This is a genomic window from Lactobacillus rodentium (genome assembly GCF_003423665.1).
Lineage (GTDB): Bacteria > Bacillota > Bacilli > Lactobacillales > Lactobacillaceae > Lactobacillus > Lactobacillus rodentium.
Genome location: NZ_BFBY01000009.1, coordinates 46712 through 66451 on the forward strand (window position 1 = coordinate 46712; position 19740 = coordinate 66451).

Here is a 19740-nt window from a genome sequence, read left to right on the forward strand (position 1 = left end):
GGAAGCTAAATTACTCAGTGAAGCTGAGTCGATTTAGTTTCCTTTTTTATTTAGTGGCTTAATTCACCATTTGTCTTTAACTTACGTTTTTCTACTTCGTATTTATCACTAGGAATATGAGTAATATGAATTCGACGTTGATCACCCAAGATTAATGGAACACGTTCAACAACAGTGTCGGCATAATCTAGGCCGAACCAAGAAGCTGGATTTGAAGAAAGATTTTGAAGCCAAACACGAGCTTCAACTAATGCTTTTTCATAACCACGTAATTGAGTTTGTGGACTAATTACGTCGTTAACGATAACGAAGGAGAAGTCCCCAACATCACGTCCTGGTGTAGTGGTGTACTCTTGTGGCTGGGACTCAATTGTACCGTCAGCGATCAAATCATGGACGATTTGACGTAGATAAACGTTAACACGTTGTTGCTGTTTAAAACCTAGGAAAAGCTGCACGTTAATAACGTTTTTTGTACCAAAGGTATTTACGGCATATTCAGCAGTAAATGGCTCATTAGTAACGTTAACAGTTACAAACCAATATGCTTTAGCACGTTTTGGTCGTTTGTCTAGAATAGAATATAAAATTTCACGTTTAATAAATTTATTGTATTTAACTTTAGCCATGTAAACTAAGTTATCGGCATATGTTGGATAATCTTCATCATGACTTAATTGCGTTAACATGTCGATATAGTCATCCAAGCGAACATAGGCATTTCGTGATTCACGTTTATCACGAATTTTATTACCGTAGTACCAGATGTACATAATCAAGCAGATAAAGCCGGCGATTACTAGTGAGACATATCCGCCATGGAAGAACTTACTTAAGCTGGCAACCATAAAGATGATATCTAATAAACCAAAGAAGAGTAAGAAAATCCAACCCCAGATGAGATGAACACCTTTAAGAATGAGCCATTCAAAGAGCAAGATCGTTGTCATTAACATTGAAATTGTAATCGATAGCCCATAAGCAGCTTCCATGTGAGCTGAAGTACGGAAGAGCAACACAATGGCAATAGTTGCTGCACAAATCATCTTGTTAACAGATGGAATATAAATTTGCCCCTTTTCATTTGAAGGATAAATAATATTCATTCTTGGTAAGAACTTCATTCCGATTGCTTCTGCTACTAGAGTAAATGATCCAGTAATTAATGCTTGTGAAGCAATAATAGCAGCAATAGTAGCTAAGACAATCGCAACTAAACGAATATCATTAGGTACAGTTTCGTAGAAGGGGTTGAAGTCACCTGTAGTGTGGTAAGTTGGGTGTTGTAAAATCCACACACCTTGACCAAAGTAGTTAAGAGCCAAGCAAACGAATACATAAGGCCATGAACCAATGATATTATTTTTACCAACGTGGCCAACGTCTGAATAAAGAGCTTCGGCACCAGTAGTAGCCAAGAAGACTGATCCTAAAATGAAAACTCCTTCTTTATTGTAGGGACTAGCTAGTAATTTAATTGCATAATAAGGGTTAATAGCTTGTAAGATAGACCAATCATGAGCCATGTTCATTAAGCCAATTCCACCTAGGAAAGTAAACCAGATGAACATAATTGGACCAAAGGCTTTTCCGATAAAACTAGTTCCCATTCTTTGAATAGAAAAAAGAATTAGCAAGATTACTACAGTAATTGCTATTACCATATTTTGGGTATCGACAGGGATGCTATTACCAAATTGAATTCCCTTTAAACCTTCAATAGCAGTAGTAACAGTAACTGCAGGTGTCAAAGTCCCATCAGCTAAAATTGCAGCTCCACCTAATAAAGCGGGGAGGACTAACCATTTTGCATGTTTACGCACTAAAGTATAAAGGGCAAAAATACCACCTTCACCATGGTTAGTAGCTTTTAAAGCAATGAAAACAGTTTGCAGGGTAGTTAGTAAAGTTACTGTCCACAATACTAGTGAAATTGAACCAACGATAAAATCACGATTTACATTACCAATTCCACCATTACCAGCAACGATAGCCTTCATTACATATAAGGGACTCGTTCCGATATCACCATAAACGATCCCAATGGCGATTAATAAACCAGCCGCCGAGATGCGTTTGCTTTTTTCTTTATGCATTTTTGTGTACTTCCTTAAGAAATATAGTAATTATATTCCAACTAAAAAAGAATGCCTCTGCGACATCCTAGTTGTTAAACGAGTATATTTTCTAATAGATTTTACAATGTTGCAACCCTATCTAAGTAAATAATTGAAATTAAAAACGCAAAACTAAAAAAGAGAACCTTGAAAGGTTCTCTTTTTTATTAAGACATTGATTGTGGAATGTCATTACGACGATCAAGATACCATTGATTCCAATCTTCGTAAGTCTTCATGCTTTGGGGATCAATTCCAGTTTGATCTTTAATCTTAGCTAAAATGTCTTCAAAACGTTTAGCGTGGACATTTAAAACATGTTTGACTAAGTTAGAACGGTTAAATGAATCGTTGTTAGTAATATAAGTATTAATTTCGATCATGTTATGGTTACCATCGAAGGATTCCATAATTTCAAGATCGGCTGCTTCGAAGCGAGAAATGTAAAAGTCAGCGAATACCTTTAAATAATCAGGTTGTTCTGAAAATTCAGCTTGTGGCATTTCTACACGATTAGGTTCAGGAATAACCACCTTGAATCTTTCATCTTCTTCTACGTTTTCTTCTTCGGTGTTCTTTTTGCTTTCTTCAGTCAAAGTTAAGAGCTCCTTTAATATGTAGTACTAGTACAAAAATCAATATGATTTTACCCTGAAATGGGCTTAAAATCAACTTTTCTTACTATTTATTAAAATTGTTAACGTCGCTTTGAGTGTAAGAATCAATCGTGGTGTGACCATTTTGAGCTGCTGAATTCATGAAGTTAACAACATCTTGATCAGACCATGATGAAGTACTGACACCAAGTGAACCTAATTTTTCACGAACTTGTGCTACGACGCGAGCAGGAACAGCTTGACCACCGACAGTCATACTATTTGAACTAGCTGCGGTTTGGTTTGAACTACTGTTATTAGAAGAACTGTTAGTAGTTTCATTTGAGTTAGACTCGTTAGAATTATTAGAATCACTCTTATTTGATGAAGACTTAGAATCACCAGCGGCATCTTGAGCATCGTTAAGTAGGTCTTTAACATCGCTCTTGATTTGTTTGTAGTACTTAGCGTATTTACCATTAAGGTAAGGTAAATCTAAGATTTGAGTACATAAATCTTCTGCTTCTGAGTATTCATTATTCTTGTAAGCAGTCTTAGCCTTGCGATATAAAGGATTAATTTCGTTCTTGATGTTGTTATTTACTTCATTAATAGTGTTGTAGAGCTTCTTAGCTTGCTTAGTCATAACTGCATAGCCATTGCTCTTAGTTTGAGCCTTGTTAAGGTCTTTTAAGGCAGTACTATATTCGTAATCACCAATTGAATCTTTAGCATCATCCATATCTCCAGCTTGGCTGGCATAAGCTTTTGATTCTTTAGTTGCTTTAATTTGATGAGCTTGTTCAAACTTATCTTGAGCCTTGGAATAGTTTTGGTCATCAACATAATCTTTACCTTGGCTCATTAAGGTGTTGTAATCAGCTGATGAGGTTTTACCAGCATTATTAGTACAACCAGCTGTAACAAATACAAGTAGTAAGGCAACTAGGCCAGCCCATAATCTAGATTTCTTCATTATTAAGTAAATCCTCCTTTAATAATCTTGCATCCTCATTATACCAAAACTAGAGTAAATTAAACTTTTTACATTTATATTGATACAAATTTAAGAATTAGTTCGTTAGTAATAGTGTAAGGCAATCACCGGTGAATAACTTACAAGATAATAAATAGAAATAAAAAGAGGTAAAAAGATGAAATTAGTAGAACAATCAATTCAATATACTTTTGCAGCAGCTAAGTACAAGGACAATAAAAAGAAGCGAATTTTACAAAATGTGAATACTAACGCTAATAGCGATAATTTAATCAAAGTTGGAAAGGCTCTTTCAAGTTTACAAAAAGACGATGGCCTAACCGAAGCTATCTTAATTCAACATCATGAATTAGAAGTAGACAGTACTGAATAAACTTTTGTCACCTGACCACATATATTTATAGAAGAAAAAAGATTTAATCAAGGAGAAAATAAAATGACTACCACAAAAACTTTAAAACTTACCTTTATTAACGGCCAAAACAAGAAGGCTTCATTAACTATGCCGGATGCTGCAGGTGATTTAAAACCAGAAGAAGTGCGACAAGCGATGGATACAATTGTCCAAGCTAATGTATTTAATCGAAAGGGAGTTGATCTTTATACCCAAACTCACTCTGCTGAATATATTGAACGAACTGTTACTTCTGTGTTTGATGATTCTGCAGCAGAATAAGATCATTATTCATGAAATTCGGCAGATTTGGGACGAAATTCTTAAAATGATCTATTACTTTGAAATTATTTTGAAATATAAATAAGTCGAATTTTAAAAGTGTTATTTATTTAACTATAGTAGGAAAAAGCGCGTAATAACGCGCTTTTTCTGTATACAAATGTTAATATTTTTTAAAAATTTAGCTAAATTTGTTTATTACAGGGATGTTAAATGTCACGAAAAAAGTCGAGATACCTTTGCAAATATCAGAAAACAAGATATAATATGTCTCGTGGTGGTAATAGGACAAATGCTTCAGGCGTGATGCCTGTACAGCATGCGGATTTCTTATTAAAGACTGACTACCTCAGAGGATTTATAGACCTCTGATCTTTAATCAAGAGATTTTGTACAATTATGGGCTATGTCACGTAGAGCTCTTGCCTATTACGATGATTGATAATTTCAAGGAGGAAAAGACCACATGAAGAAAAATGTTAAATATTTAGGTATGGCTGCTGCTGCATTATTAGCAGTTGCTCCAGTTGCTGTAACTGGTGTTGCTAACGCTGCAACTATTACTGTTACTCCTGGCGCTGGCCAAGTTGACAACACTACTGATAACAAGATTAATGTTAGCTTAGCGGTTACTAACATTTCTAGCTTAAAGGCTGGAGATTCAGCTGATAAAGTTGCTGCTAATTTGACTGCAACTTTAGCTGGTCAAAACGTAAACGTTAACTTATTAAACGGTTATAAGGCTTACGTTCTTCCAGCAGGAACTGCTCCAACTTTCAATGACAAGGGAGAAGTTACTAACGCTGTAAAGACTCTTGAAGCAGATAAATCTTACCAAGTATACGCAACTGGAATTGGTATGACTGGTTTAGTTTCTAACAAGCAATACCAAATTACTGGTAACGCTACTAACACTACAGTAACTTCATCAGCCTTTGGTAACATCGGTGGTGACCGTAAGATTGCTGCTGAAAGTCCTGTATTTACTGTTGGTCAAGGTAACGGTTTCTTTGTTAAAGCTGGTACTAACCAAATCGTAAATAGCGCTTCAATTGACTTTGCTGGTAACAACTCAGTTAACGGTTTAGTTAAAGCAATCGAAGGTGCTGTAACTCCTAAGAACACTAACGTTAATGTAAGTGCTACTGAAGCTTCTTTAGTAAATAATGTTAAAGCTGCATTACAAAATGCTAACGTAACTGTTCCAGCTGACAACAATGCTAAGATTGCTACTCCAGCAACTAACTTTGTTGTAAACTACGAAGCACACTTCACTAACGGTACTACTGCAACTATCCCTGTAACTGTTAAAGTTGTTAACTCTAATACTGCTGATACTACTGTTCCTGTATTTACTGCAAGCAACGGTGTTAAGGATGAAAAGAACAATAACTTCAGCTTAACCCTTCCTAAGAACGGTGCTAGCTTTAGCATTAGTAACTACTTAACTGCTTACAACAACTCAAGCAAAGAATACACTTTACCAGTTTCAACTTCTGGTGATGTTAACACTGCCGTTGATGGTGTTTACACTGTTAAAGTTACTGCAACTAACCCATCAGGCAAGACTTCAACTGCTACTTTAACTGTAACTGTTGGTAATCCTGCTAAGACTGCTACTGTTAAGTACGTTCCTGGTTACGGCGTTAACACTTGGAGTATTAACGGTAACAAAGTAACCTTCACTGGTAACCGTGTTGATGACGGTAACAAAGTTGCTGTATTTGACACTACTAGAGTAGATGGCGTTTCATACACTAGAGTTGGTTCAGCAGATTCAAACACTTGGATCCAAACTCAATACTTAGACGGTTCATACAAGCCATCAGCTAACAAGGGTGAAGAATCAGTTAGCGGTGTATTAACTGTTAAATACGATGGTAAGGGTAAAGTAGGTCTTACTAACGCAAACGGTAAATACACTGGTCAATACGTATCAAAGAACTCACGTTGGAAGGTATTCGCTAAGAAGACTATCAACGGTCGTGAATTCTACCGTATTGGTAACCAAAACCAATGGATTCCTGCACAATACTCAGAATTAGCTGACTAATTCTTTTCTTAATTGTGATTTAAATTCAAATAAATTCAAAAAGACTCACCGAATGGTGAGTCTTTTTTTGTGTACATTAAGCTGTTACATAATATGGCGGTTAAACCATGGTATATATGAGATAAAGTACATAACAATAGTTGAGAAGATGAATACAGCTATTGTGCCTAGTGGAACAGAAATAAAAGTATTTGGTATATGATCAAACAAGTGTAAATGAACAACAAGAATTCTAACAAATACAAAGTGTACAAGATAAATTCCAAATGTTAACTTCGATAAGAGAATTAAAAGCTTATCAGCTTGAGAATGCTGAGTCCAGTCAATCTTTTCCCCAAGTTCCTTAATCAATAGAAAAACTGCAATACTTGTTAAAGCCACAGGAAGGCTCATGTAATCATACCAAGGAGTAATAGGCGTATTGTATCTTAACGAAAAGAAATTAGAAAATGCCCAACCACCAATTAAGCCAACCAACCCTAATAGATAAATTAAATAGCGCGTTTTCTTGGTAAACTTTGCTTGATGAAAGTAATATCCAGCAACAAAATATGTGGAAAAGAACATTGTGAATCTAAAATATACACTGTCAGTGACTTTTTGAAAATTATAGATAAAAAGTTGTACCATGTATGGCATTGAATGATGTGCAGCTAAGGCATAATAAGTGGTATAGAATGTTGGTAATAAAATTGAAAAGAATAATGCTAATCCTAAGTAATATTGCATTAATTTTTGATCAGTAGTGAATTTTCTTAAAAATGGCACAATCAAATAAAGCCCAACAATCATCGGTAAAAACCATAAATGAGAATAGCCTCTAAAAATCAAAGTTAAAAGCATCCTAATGGTATGTGTTTCAAAGAAGTACGTATAGAATGCATAAAATAAATCCCAAAAAATAAAGGCTGTAATAATTCTTACTATATTCTTTTTATAAACTCGATGCATATTAATTTTACGCTGAGGATCCAAGAATAATACTCCTGAAATCATTACAAAAATGGGAACACTAAAACGAACCATGGAATCCCAGAAATTTACTCCTATCCATGAAGTAGTATGCAAATTTTTAGCATAAAATGGACTTTGACTAGACATATGAATAATAATCACACATATAATTGCTAATACTCTTAATAAGTCTAAGTAGTGTATACGTTTGGTTTTCATAATATTCCTCCAAGGTATAAAAAAAGAGTTACCTCAATGAGGTAACTCTTTTTATTTAGCAAAATCTTCTAAGATTAGTCTAATTCTGAGAAGTCTGCAGGAATCCATTGGTTTTGGTTACCAATACGGTAGAATTCACGGCCGTTGATAGTCTTCTTAGCGAATACCTTCCAACGTGAGTTCTTTGATACGTATTGACCAGTGTACTTACCGTTTGCGTTAGTAAGACCAACCTTACCCTTACCATCGTAACGAACAGTTAATACACCGCTAACTGATTCTTCACCCTTGTTATCAGTTGATGGCTTAGTAGTAGTATCTGCTGAAGCACCGTCAACATATTGAGCTTGGATGTATTCATTCTTGTTCTTAGTGATTTGGTAGTACTTAACACCATTAACAGTCTTTTCACCGTAAATAGTTACGCTTTGACCAGCCATTACACGCTTACCTGAGAATGATACGTTTGATGAGTTAACAACGTTCCATACGTTTACACCGTAACCAGCTTTGTATTGAACAGTAGCAACACGTGAGCCATCAGTAGCAACTGGGTTAACGATTACGTTGAAAGTTAATTCAGTAGTGTAACCATTAGGGTTAGTTGCTCTAAGAGTAATTGGGTAAACACCAACTTTGTTTGGATTAATGTTGTTTGAAAGAACCTTCAAGTCAATTTGACCAGATTGAGTGTTGTTAACAGTGTATGCCTTTAACTTAAGGTAACCAATTGGGTCACTGAAGAATGCCTTAGCACCAGTAGAACCAACGCCTAAGTAAATAGTACCTAAACCTTTACCCATGTTACCTTGCTTTATAGGGTTATCCTTGTTACCATCTTGGTAAATTGCTGGGAAGTTCTTGTAGTTATCAGCCTTGTTAAATTGAACCTTAGCAGTAGCAGTCTTACCGTTAACTGGGTTAGTAGTTGAAACAGTTAAGTAGAAGCTTGATGCGCTAAGTGGAAGGTGACCATCGGTAACAGTAATACCTTGGTTTGCTAATTGACTAGTAATGTCACCGTAGTTAATAGTTAATGGTCTAGTGTTACCATTTTCGTTAACCATTGGAGCAACAGTAGCTGCAATAGTATCTTGAATATCAGCAATGCTTTCACCTGGTGTGAATGCTTGTGCCTTGTATGCAAATGCACCATTAGCAAGGTTTACGTGGTTAGCAGTAGTGTAGTCAACAAAGTATGGTTGACCTTGAATAGCTGCATCAGTAGCAACAAAGCTGTATGATACAGGAACGTTTTCAATTACACCACGAGCAGTAGAAGTGTAGTCATGTCCGTTTACACTGTATTTAGTATTTGCTTTTAAGCCAGCAATTGCAACACTAGTTTGAACCCAGTAAGTTTGGCCAGCTTGGAAACTAGTTACAGCAACACCACCAGTTTGTTGATTTGAAACAACAGTGTTACCAATACCAACAACTGAAGCACCTGAAATACCAGATACTTTAAGATCACGTTGAACTGCGCTTAAAGTAGTTAATTCTGATGGTTTAGTTGAAACAGTTGCATTTACACTACCGTTAAGAGTAATTCTTGGAGCAGTAGTTGTATTGTTATTACCACTAGCTTGGTTACCATCAGTAATAACAGTAGCAGCGTTAGCAACACCAGTAGTTGCAACAGGTGCAACTGCTAATAATGCAGCAGCAGCCATACCTAAATATTTAACATTTTTCTTCATGTGGTCTTTTCCTCCTTGATATAAATCATAAATATGTAATAGGCAAAGAGCTCTTCGTGACATAGCCCATAATTGTACAAAATCCCTTGATTAAAGATCAGAGGTCTATAAAACCGCTAAATAGTTGAAAGAAAATATAAAATATCAAGGTAAAATACCTAATTGACCTCAAATTGACCACATTTTTATAATTGATCTAATGCAGTGCTAATTTGTCGATTTACTAAGGCTTTATGTTTCTTGAATTCATAGGCATAAATTTTTTGTGTAGTGGTGATTTCACTATGACCCAATCTTTGTGCAATATCATAAAGACTAATATTCGCATTGAGTAAGAGAGCCACTTGTGAATGACGTAAAGAATGAATTTGAACTCCGGGTGCTTCAATATTTAGCTTTTTTAATGCACGACGTAAAGTATTAATTAAGCTATGAGATTGCGGAATGGTTTGATAGCTCTGCGACCAGAAGACTTTAGTAGGGTGGTTTGCTTGGAGCTCTTTTAATATTTCGGCTAGTCGTTTAGAAATACCGATAATTCGATTAGAAGAATAATTTTTGGTTGGACCATAGTCTTTAGCCTTATAATCCCATGCCTTGTTGATTGTTAATGTGAGATTATCAAAATCGACACAATCCCAGGTGAGTCCTGCAGCTTCACTCTCTCTTAAGCCGGTATAAAGGATAGTAATGATCATATAACTACCAGAACTATTTGGGTGACGGTGTGCAATTAGATAATGTAATAAGCGCTTTATTTCATGATCTTCTAGATAGGTAACCTTTCTTTTTTTATTGGGATTGTAATGGAGCGCAATGCCTTTTGTGAAATTTTGAGTAATTAGTCCTTCTTCAATTGCTGTATTAACACTAGCTTTAATGTGATTATGGAGCTTGGTGACTGTGATTTTTGAATGATTACTGCCAAACTCATTAATAAAATTTTGATAGGATAAACGATTAATTTGCTTTACTTTGGTTTGTCCAAACCCTTGATGAATTCGTTTGCTATCTAAGAGATATTCTCTTAAAGTATTGGGCCTGATTGATCCATGGGGATGTTCAAGGCTTCCTTTATACGTTGCTACCCATTGATCAAAATAGTCGGCAAAAATTGGATTAGTGAATACATCAATGCCACTGGCTATTTGATTAAGTAACTTCAGTTCGTATTCTTGAGCCTCTCGTTTAGTCTTGAAACCTCGCTTAGTTTTGTACTTTCTAATTCCTTGTTCGTTAGTCCATGATTTGTTGACGAACCAGGTTCCATTTTTTGCTTTATAAATACCCATTATTAGACTTACTTCCTTTCTTAATTAAATACAAGTAGTCTAACAAAGTGAGCTATAATTATTTAGCATAGACTTAAAGAGTAGGAAGATAAAAATGAAGTTAGTGAAGTTTTTATTGGGATTAATAATTTTGCCAATCTTATTTGGCTTCTCTAATATTGCGCATCGAGGTGATAATGAAGCGGGAAAGTATGTTGAACATACTTATGAGGCTTATGACCGGGCTGTGGCTAGTGATGCCAATTATTTAGAATTAGATATCCACCGCACTAAAGATGGTGTTTTAGTAGTAAGCCATGATAATAATATGAGTCGTGTTTTTGGCGTTGATAGGTTAATTACTTCAACACCTTATGGTACTTTAAAAAAATATCGTAACCGTGCTAATGAACCAGTTCATACTTTAGCTGATGTTTTTAATCGTTATCGTAGTGTGCCTGGTTTAAAGTTCATGATTGAAACAAAAAATGAAACTAGTAAAACTGGCATGGAACCAGAATTAATTGATCTAATCAAAAAGTACCATTTATCTAAGCGAGTTCTAATTGAATCATATTCTGCTCCTTCATTAACCAAAGTTAAAGAAATTGATCCTCAAATTGTAACTTGTCTTTTGGGTAATAAATATACCCAAGTGGGTAACAATGATTATTATGCAAATGGTGAATATTCAGAAAAAATTGCTAAATATCTTAAAGATCATCATAAAAAATATTTAATTTGGGATGTTGATACAAAAACTCAAATGAAAAAACTACTAAAGAACAAGTTGGTTTCAGGAGTTTTAACTAACTATCCAGCCAAATTAGCTAAAGTTAAAAAAGAAAAAAAGTATCCTGCTAAAGAAATTAATGGTAGGGCATATATTGTTGCTAAAAAGACTCGAGTGTATAAAGAGGACCAGGCGACTTTTAAAAAGACTAATAAAAAGCTAAAACAAGAATCAGTTTATAAAATATCAAAAGTGAAATTTAGTCATAATCGGTACTGGTATTGTTTAGGAGAAAATAAATGGGTTCAGGAAAAGAATATTGAATTTTATCCTTTTTCTCCACAAGCTAAGCGAGCACCTAAGTTAAAAGTAGGAATCTTACAAGTTACTAAGACAACTAAGATATTTTCTTCTTCAGGTCAGCCTACAAATAAAATAGCCGCTGTTAAATCTAAGTGGGGATATTTTTCAGAAATTATGCATAAGAAACATGTCTATTATAATTTAGGAAATAATAATTGGATTGACGGTAAAGATGTAAAAGTAATAAGGCAGTAGCATTAAATGGCAAATAGTCGACAACACTCAGTTTAAACTGAGTGTTTTTTGATAGCGTTTTAAAATTACAAAATTATTGTTATATTACTTTTTTGTTGCAAAACATGTGTTCGGTTGTATATGCGAAGCTAGGTCTCTAAAATAAGAATGTATGTGTCCTAGGAGGAAAATATAAAATGAAGAAAAGAACATTCACCGGTATGGCTACCGCCGCAGCATTGACCGCTGCTGGTATATCGGTTACCAACAGTCTTGAAAAGAAGGCTAATCCTTCTCAAGGCGTTGTTCAAGCCGCAACCACTGCGCAACAAACTACTACTGCGCAGACTCAAACCCAACAAACTGCACAGACCCCACAACAACAATTCTTGAATAAGGCTATCCCTGCTGCAACTACTGCATCATCGAACTATGGAACTTATACTTCTGTGATGATTGCCCAAGCTGCCCTTGAATCAGGTTGGGGACAATCATCCTTAGCTCAAGAACCTAATAACAACCTATTTGGTATTAAAGGATCTTATAATGGCCAATCAGTTAATATGGGTACAACTGAATATGGCTCAAATGGTTATTACAATACTAATAGTCAATTTAGAAAGTATCCTTCGTATACTGAATCGTTTAATGATAATGGAGCTTTATTAAGAAATGGAATTAGTGGCTCCAATAACTTCTACTCAGGTACTTGGGTTGAAAATGCTAATTCTGGTAGTCAAGCTACTCAAGGATTACAAGGTAAATATGCTACTGATCCACAATATGCAGCTAAACTTAATCAAGTTATTCAGGCTAATAACTTAACTCAATATGATCCTGTTATCAAAAAAGTTAATGAAACGAGAACTGTAATTCAAGATACTGCAATTACATCTGCGCCTGTTGATGCAAATGTTGGTACTAGTGTTGGGACTGCAAAAAAGGGTCAACAGCTTCTAGTTACTGAATACATTACCTATGGCAATGGTGTTAGTCACGCTTTGACTAATCTAGGTTGGGTTAACGCAACTGCCTTTGGATTAGGTAAGCCTTCTTCACAAGCGCCTACTAATCCCGCTAAACCAACTTCACCTCAAAATACAGTTGATACTAATAAGTACACTATTCATCCGGTAACTGAAGTTGTGACTGTTGCTGGTACTGGTAATGCCGGCCTTAAAGTTCGTAGTACGCCAAATGGTAATGCTACGGGCCAAGTCTTAAAAGAAGGAACTCGCTGGAAGGTTAGTGGCTATGTAATTGCTGATGACGGTTTCCGTTATAATCGTGTAGGAACTAATCAATGGATTAATGACGCCTATTGTTCTCATCTTAATGAAGCACCTGCGGCAACTACAAAATATACTGTTACTAATGTTAATGATGTTGCAACAGTAACGACAACTAGTGTACCGGTTTGGAATGCTCCTACTGAGGCTAAAGGCACAACTACTGGTCAAATTTTAAAAACAGCGAGTCGCTGGAAAGTCACAGGTATTGCAACGATTAATAGTCACCGCTGGTTACGAGTTGGGACCAATCAATGGATTGATTCTAACCACGTAACTTTAGATAGTCAAAAGTCTGTGGCTAATACAGTTGATAAACCTAAGTCTACTCCTATAACTTCTAGTGCAAGTAAGACTAGTGGAGTTTTAACTATCAACTATCGAGATGATCAAGCTGTAACTGTTTGGAATCAACCGGGTGGCCAACCAACTGGTAAATATTTAACTAATAAAACAAGTTGGAGATTCTTTGCTGTTAAAGAAGATTATGGTGCAACTTGGTATAATTTGGGTGGTAACCAATGGGTACCTGCTCAATATGTTTATGTAAGATAATAAAATGCATTAAAAACAATTTATTAATCACGGAGGAATTCATGCGTTTTTCAAAGAAATTAATTGGAGTGTTAGCTTGTACTTCTGCCTTAGCTGGTGTTAGTGTAGCAGCTAATGTAGATAGTCACTCATCTAAAGCTGTTGTACAAGCAGCTACTAACTATGCCCCTTCACGTTCATATGGGGTGGATGTTTCAAGTTTTCAAAGTACTAATTTATCTGCTCATGCTCAAGCAGGTGCTCAATTTGCTATTGTTAAGGTATCAGAAGGTACTAGTTACCGTAACCCTAACGCTGCTGGCCAAATCTCAAGTGCCAAAGCAAATAATATGTTACCTATGGCATACCACTTTGCTATTTTTGGAAATAACGCTTCTGCAGCTCAAGCTGAAGCTCGCTATGCTGTAAGTTCAGCACAAGCTTATGGTTTACCTAAGGGTTCTTACATTGTCTGTGACTGGGAAACTGGTGATGGTAACAATGTTAACGGTGGAGCCGCAGCAAGTACTAATGCTATTCTTTCATTCATGAATACTGTTAAGGCTTCTGGTTATCAACCAATGCTTTATTCTGGTGCTTACTTATTAAGAAATAATATTAATACTAGTTCTATTTTAGCTAAGTACCCTAACTCATTATGGGTTGCTTCTTATGCAACAATGGGTAGAATTGATACCCCAGATTTTAATTACTTCCCATCAATGGATGGTATTGCTATTTGGCAATTTACTGATAACTGGAGAGGATTATATGTAGATGGTAATATTTCTTTATTACCACTTTCATACAATAGTTCCTCATCACAAGCTCCTGCAACCACACCTACTAATACTGTTAAGGTAGGAACTAGTAATTCAGGTAGTCCAGTAGCTCAAGTTGTTTCAGGTAGTGTTGCTGTTCATAGAACACCAAATGGTGCAACAACAGGACAAACTTTAGGTGCTAACTCAAGATGGCAAGTAACTGGTAGACAACAAGTAAACGGTTCATGGTGGTATCGTGTTGGTTCTAACCAATGGATTGATGGCAGAAGCTTATACGTAACAGGAGTAAGTTCAATTCCAGTAGTTAATGCTACTTCAAATAACTCAAGTTCAAACAATACTGCACAAGCCGGTACTACTAGCAATTCAGGTAGTCCAGTAGCTAAGGTCGTTTCAGGCAGTGTTGCCGTTCATAGAACACCAAATGGTGCAACAACAGGACAAACTTTGGGTACTAATTCCAGTTGGAAAGTGACTGGTAAACAACAAGTAAACGGCTCATGGTGGTATCGTGTTGGTACTAACCAATGGATTGATGGCAGAAGCTTATACGTAACAGGAGTAAGTTCAATTCCAGTAGTTAACGCTACTTCAAATAACTCAAGCTCAAACAATACTAACTCAAATAGTAATGCTACTTCAGGTGTAGGACATATTAATTATGTTCCTGGCTATGGTATTAACTTATGGATCGGTTACGGTAGTGATGCACATTGGTCAGGTCGTCGTTTACCTCATGGTACTCGTTGGAAATTCTATAAAAAAGTAACTGTCAATGGTAAGACTTGGTACAACTTAGGTGGTAACCAATGGATTGATGGAGCTTATTTTGTAGTTGATTAAAGAAAAATAATTAAAAGCACTACTTCATAAAAGAAGGAGTGCTTTTTTACTAGAAAATCAGGAGCCACTAAAATGATCTATATAGTTAATTTGGAAGCAAATCAAGAACAAATAGGTGAGGGAACAGAAATTGCTCTTATATTGAAACAGTTAAATATTGCTTCAGTTGTAACGGGTATTTCAAGTAATACCCAAAAAGCTAAGACAATATTAAAAGAAACTAATATTGCAACTCATTTTATTGAAAAAGAAGTTTCAGCTAAGACACAACAAGAATTATTAGATTATTTAAAAGATAATTTAAAAATGAGTGATATTCTGGTGGTAGCTGGAAAATTTATGGGAATAGATCCAGTTTATCTAATTGATTTAGCAACCATTGCAGCTAAAAATATGGTTCACACAGTTGTAGATGTCCCTTATGCAACAGTATTAGATATTTTACCTTTACATCCCTTGCTAGTTAAACCAAATCAAACAGAACTTAAAACTTGGTATGATAAACAAAATGAAACTTTAAGCATTAAAGATGAAATTAATTTAGCTCATGATATGGTAGTTCAAGGAGCAGACCATGTTTTACTATCTTTAGGAGCAGATGGTGCGGCAATTGTGAACTTAATGCATGCTTATTTAGCTGCTGCACCAGCAATTGAATTTAAGAATGATCAAGGAACAGGGGCAACTTTATTAGCTACATTTTTAGCCGGAATGTTACAAAATCATATGCCGGTACGTAATTTGGCCGATAGTATTGCGGCGGCAAGTGATACTGCTCGTCATGAGGAACTAACTGATTTTAAGCAAGTTCCCGAATTACAAAAATTAATTATGGCAGAAAAAATAACTTTTGAAGAAGCTGAATAAAACTCAGCTTTTTTTGTTAAAATATAAAAGAATATTTTAACTAGGGATGTAATGAATGGAAAATAAAAGGAATTATCAAAAGTTAGCATATTGGGTACCATATTTAGTTTTTGCTCTCGTAATTATTTTAGTCATGAACTCGCAATTGCGCCATCATATTACAATTATCGTAGGAGATGGCTATTTTCACTTCACGCGAATTTATGATGCTGCCCAGCAAATACGAACTCATAATTTTAGCTATTTCCAGATGAACTGGGGTTTTGACCAGTCAGGAAGAATGGTAAATGCTGTTTATGGCCCGATGTTTGCTTATCTTATGGGCTTTTTACTCTTATTAAGTGGCAGTTGGTTTAAATTCCAAATTTTGACTGGTTTCTTAATTAGTTTTGCGGCTGCTGCTGGGATGTATCAACTAATGAAGAAGGTTAATAATAATCTATTTGTTGATACATTAGTTAGTTTGGTTTACTTATGCCAAATTTCCTGGTGGAATCAAGGTGCGACCTTTGGTTCGATTAGTGCGATGATGCTGCCCTATGTATTATTAGTAGCCGTAAGAATGATCCAAAACTGGCAAAAACCAATTAGTTGGTTGCAATTAGGGCTAACAATGAGTATCGTAGCTCAAATTCATTTGATGAGTACGTTGCTTTTTACAATTATGCTAATTCCGTTTGCGATTGCTGGTTTTTGTCATACTGATAATAAAAAGGCCATGATTTATAACTTTCTTGGTGCCGTGGGGATAACTTTAGTATTAACTGCTAATGTATGGGGTGCCTTAATTTATTTCCATCTTCATGATGTCATGGCTAATCCAATCGAGACCAATATGGCTATTTCGGCAGTTGGTTGGGCTAATATGAGTGAATTATTCTGGGGATTAGCAATTTTTCAGATAATTTATGTATTATTCCATCTCAGAGAATCTCTTTTAAATAATATTGTCACTTTAACAGGAACAATATTTTTAGTGATAAGTACTAATTTAATGCCATGGAATGCGATTCAAACAGCTTATCCTGTTTTGAGAAGTACCTTTCAAGTGCCAAGAAGATTGATGATTGAAGCCATTCCTCTTCTTTTATTAGGAGCAGGAATTACTATCAAATTTATGGTACAAAGAGATCATAATGATGTTGGAACTTGGTGTGCATTTTTAATTGTAATGCTTTTAGTAGGATTTAATAGTAAACTTACAGTAAATAATTTTTATACTAATACTTCTATTCAATCGACAATGCCGATGCAATATGAAGCACGTGCTAATAATAATGGTAAGATCTTTTATTATCGCAATGTTCCAGCTCCCGATTATTTACCACAAGTTAAAAATATTTCTGGAACTAAGAAAGCAGCTCTTTATGAACAGGATGTAATTAAGCGTCAGTACCAATTTGAACATCTTGTTTTACCAGGTGGACGATTAGAATTGAAGTGGTTCAGTCCTAAGATTTCGAAAGTTAAATTACCAATTGTAATGTACCGAGATTCACATTTGATAGTAAACAATCATGTGGTTAAACACCCAAACAGAAATGAAATTGGAGTACCAACCGTAAATCAGGTAAAAGGTAAAAATAAGGCCATTTTAAGTTTTCAAGCTCCAAATTGGTGGCAACCATTATTATGGATAGTAAGTTTGAGCTGGCTTCTTATAATATGTTTAGCATTATATAATCGTTTAAGACATTGTTAACGCAATGTCTTTTTTATTTTTGTATTAATTAAATAACATATATACATTTAACTCAATTACTAGTAATGCTTTATTAATGGCATTTATTACCAGTAAAGCACTATAAATAATAACAATAAGGTGTATAATAACAGTTGTAATTAAGAAAAGGAGAAAAAACAATGAAAAACGAAAAAGGGATGTTAGAAAAAAATACTCGTTTTGCAATTAAGAAGTTGAGTATTGGTGCAGCTGCTGTATTAGTTTCAACAAGTATGTACTTAGGAATGAGAAGCAGCAATGTTTTAGCTGAGACAAATGATGGTACTAATACTTCAATAACAGCAAAAAACAACGATAGTAATTCAAGTGAAGAATCATCTTCAAATTCAGAAACTGTTTCTTCGCAAAATAATAAAAAGGACTCTGCGGTAACTGAAACTCCAGTGGAAGCTCCTGCTCAAAATAATGATGATCTAGCAGGACACTCAACATCAGAAGTAAATACACCTGTAACTAGTGCACCTTTATATACCACACAGGGTCAATTGCCAGCATTAGATATGAACAGCATGTTTACTCAAGAACAATTAGATCAATATGGAGATAATCCACAGATAGATTGGGTAACCAAACCGGATGTTACTAACATTGGCAATGTAACTGGTACTGCTAAGTTAACTTATGAAGATATGAATGCTGATCCTGCAGAAGACGGTACTATTCCAACTAAAACAGCAACGGTAAATGTACCAGTTTTGGTTAGAAAAGCAGAACAAGAAGTTAAAGAAAATCAAGTTAAAAACAGTTTAGATGTTATCAACAGTAGTAATAATTCATTAGTTGCTCACTATGAATGGGTTGGTGATAAGGCTGCAAACGACGAAGATGAGGGAATTTCTATTCCAGGTCGTGACGCCTTTGAAAGTAACTTTATGACTATTATTGAAAAGTTAGGCTTTGAATTGGATGATTACTCAGAATTTCCAGAAGATTTAATGACTTTTGGTACTACAAATAAGAGTGCGACATTGTTTGTTCATCCTATTTCAAATAAACCAGTAATTGCTGATGATCCATATTTTGATAATAATGGTTATAGTACTATTGATAATGTCAATAAAACTCCGGATGCAGCAAACTATATTGGAAACTTAGGTACTTTACCAGAAGGTACCAAGATCGAATGGAACGTTGTGAACGGTGTGAGCTATGCACCAACTTATGATTACACTAAGGATGAAGATGGTGACTATAAAAATCCTGAACCAACAAATAATCCACAGATTAAAGTAACTATTCCTGGTAAAGATCCAATTATTTTAGATGGTGATACCTTAAAAGAATGGGCTACTTTACCGGATTATTATGGTGACGGTACTTTATTAATAAATCCAAATAACACTTTAGATCTTGATAGTAACGCTAAGGCGCCAACTGAGTATGTAACTAATTTAGATTCATTTATTAAGAAGTATCTTGCAGATAATGGGGAAGAAGCAAACGCTGATAATATTCAAGACTTTAAAGATTCATTTAAGTGGACAATTACCCCAAATACTCAACAAGCTGGTTATACTTTTGGTATATTTAATTATAATGATAATAGTGGTGAACTTGCTTTAGTTCTATTTAAGGTAAATCCAACTAAGGTAGATAATTCTAAGACTATTACTAGAACCATTACTTTTGAGGGATTACCACAAGACCTAATTCCAAAAGTTGATCCTCAAACAGTAACCTTTAAACAAAATGGTCAACAAACTTATGTTGATGAACCAATTGAATGGAAAACTGATGATAACACGTGGAAGGCTATTACGTTAAAGACTATTACTGCAAATGGAGTAGTTTATACCCCAACTATTGATGGTAAAGCGGTTAACTC

At 35.2% G+C, this 19740-nt stretch carries 15 protein-coding genes; 9 read left to right on the forward strand and 6 right to left on the reverse strand.

What is annotated here, in order from left to right; all coding sequences use genetic code 11:
- Window positions 1-50 precede the first annotated feature (50 nt).
- From LrDSM24759_RS06045 to LrDSM24759_RS06055, 3 genes are all read right to left on the reverse strand, one after another.
- Complete coding sequence (locus LrDSM24759_RS06045) at window positions 51-2096, reverse strand: KUP/HAK/KT family potassium transporter (RefSeq protein WP_117118598.1); 2046 nt, start codon at window positions 2094-2096, stop codon at window positions 51-53.
- Between the two features lie 188 nt (window positions 2097-2284).
- Window positions 2285-2713, reverse strand: a complete 429-nt coding sequence (locus LrDSM24759_RS06050; protein ID WP_117118599.1) for a hypothetical protein — start codon at window positions 2711-2713, stop codon at window positions 2285-2287.
- A gap of 85 nt (window positions 2714-2798) precedes the next feature.
- Complete coding sequence (locus LrDSM24759_RS06055) at window positions 2799-3689, reverse strand: outer membrane protein assembly factor BamD (protein ID WP_117118600.1); 891 nt, start codon at window positions 3687-3689, stop codon at window positions 2799-2801.
- Between the two features lie 178 nt (window positions 3690-3867).
- On the opposite strand from LrDSM24759_RS06055, the gene LrDSM24759_RS06060 reads away from it, so the two are divergent.
- The 3 genes from LrDSM24759_RS06060 to LrDSM24759_RS06070 all read left to right on the forward strand — a co-directional run bounded on the left by LrDSM24759_RS06060 (window position 3868) and on the right by LrDSM24759_RS06070 (window position 6439).
- Entirely contained in the window at window positions 3868-4083 is a 216-nt protein-coding gene (locus LrDSM24759_RS06060) for a DUF1659 domain-containing protein (protein WP_117118601.1), read from the forward strand.
- A 63-nt stretch (window positions 4084-4146) separates the two neighbouring features.
- Window positions 4147-4386, forward strand: a complete 240-nt coding sequence (locus tag LrDSM24759_RS06065; protein WP_117118602.1) for a DUF2922 domain-containing protein — start codon at window positions 4147-4149, stop codon at window positions 4384-4386.
- Window positions 4387-4852: 466 nt separating this feature from the next.
- Window positions 4853-6439 (forward strand): immunoglobulin-like domain-containing protein, encoded by a 1587-nt coding sequence (locus LrDSM24759_RS06070; protein WP_117118603.1) that lies wholly within the window; start codon window positions 4853-4855, stop codon window positions 6437-6439.
- 84 nt (window positions 6440-6523) lie between these two features.
- On the opposite strand, the gene LrDSM24759_RS06075 is transcribed toward LrDSM24759_RS06070, so the two are convergent.
- The 3 genes from LrDSM24759_RS06075 to LrDSM24759_RS06085 form a co-directional block, all read right to left on the reverse strand.
- A complete protein-coding gene (locus LrDSM24759_RS06075) occupies window positions 6524-7612 on the reverse strand; it encodes an acyltransferase (protein ID WP_117118604.1) in 1089 nt (362 codons plus the stop codon).
- Window positions 7613-7686: 74 nt separating this feature from the next.
- The gene (locus tag LrDSM24759_RS06080) at window positions 7687-9312 is read right to left on the reverse strand and encodes an SLAP domain-containing protein (protein ID WP_117118605.1); all 1626 of its coding nucleotides are present in this window, start codon (window positions 9310-9312) and stop codon (window positions 7687-7689) included.
- A gap of 185 nt (window positions 9313-9497) precedes the next feature.
- Complete coding sequence (locus tag LrDSM24759_RS06085; protein WP_117118606.1) at window positions 9498-10604, reverse strand: site-specific integrase; 1107 nt, start codon at window positions 10602-10604, stop codon at window positions 9498-9500.
- Window positions 10605-10698: 94 nt separating this feature from the next.
- Here LrDSM24759_RS06085 and LrDSM24759_RS06090 point away from each other — a divergent pair, with 94 nt between their 5' ends.
- From LrDSM24759_RS06090 to LrDSM24759_RS06115, 6 genes are all read left to right on the forward strand, one after another.
- The gene (locus tag LrDSM24759_RS06090) at window positions 10699-11874 is read left to right on the forward strand and encodes a glycerophosphodiester phosphodiesterase (protein WP_117118607.1); all 1176 of its coding nucleotides are present in this window, start codon (window positions 10699-10701) and stop codon (window positions 11872-11874) included.
- A gap of 176 nt (window positions 11875-12050) precedes the next feature.
- Window positions 12051-13697: a glycoside hydrolase family 73 protein gene (locus tag LrDSM24759_RS06095; protein WP_117118608.1), complete on the forward strand. Its 1647-nt coding sequence runs from the start codon at window positions 12051-12053 to the stop codon at window positions 13695-13697.
- Between the two features lie 41 nt (window positions 13698-13738).
- A complete protein-coding gene (locus LrDSM24759_RS07845) occupies window positions 13739-15304 on the forward strand; it encodes a GH25 family lysozyme (protein ID WP_117118609.1) in 1566 nt (521 codons plus the stop codon).
- A 72-nt stretch (window positions 15305-15376) separates the two neighbouring features.
- Window positions 15377-16171, forward strand: coding sequence for a PfkB family carbohydrate kinase (locus tag LrDSM24759_RS06105; RefSeq protein ID WP_117118610.1), 795 nt, complete (start codon window positions 15377-15379; stop codon window positions 16169-16171).
- Between the two features lie 55 nt (window positions 16172-16226).
- Entirely contained in the window at window positions 16227-17873 is a 1647-nt protein-coding gene (locus LrDSM24759_RS06110) for a putative glycosyltransferase family protein (RefSeq protein WP_117118611.1), read from the forward strand.
- Between the two features lie 161 nt (window positions 17874-18034).
- On the forward strand, window positions 18035-19740 hold a 1706-nt coding region (locus tag LrDSM24759_RS06115), incomplete at its 3' end, for a YSIRK-type signal peptide-containing protein (RefSeq protein WP_117118612.1).